This window comes from Cobetia sp. SIMBA_158 (assembly GCF_046566945.1).
In the GTDB taxonomy this organism is placed as follows: domain Bacteria; phylum Pseudomonadota; class Gammaproteobacteria; order Pseudomonadales; family Halomonadaceae; genus Cobetia; species Cobetia amphilecti.
The window spans coordinates 1-229 of record NZ_JAWJYL010001256.1 but is presented as its reverse complement, the minus strand read 5'-3'; the positions used below and the strand labels follow the sequence as shown (position 1 = coordinate 229).

The 229-nt window shown below is 65.1% G+C and carries 1 pseudogene; it reads right to left on the bottom strand.

Annotated features, from left to right (window positions below):
* Positions 1-229: pseudogene (locus R2R70_RS23750) on the bottom strand (acetyl-CoA carboxylase carboxyl transferase subunit beta); the annotation flags it as partial.

Genomic DNA, 229 nt, shown 5'->3' with positions numbered 1-229 from the left:
CTGGATGTTCTCGGCCAGCGCAAGCTCTCCTTCACGCACGCACTTCTCGCCGACGCGGGCACCCATGGAGCCGCCCACGAAGCTGAACTCGAAGGCCACGGCCAGGACCGGCTGACCGGAGAGCGCACTGCGCATGGCGACCAGCGCATCCTTCGCGGAGGTGTGCTTCTGGGAAGCGCTCAGGCGATCCTTGTACTTGTTGGAGTCGCGGAACTTGAGGCGATCGACC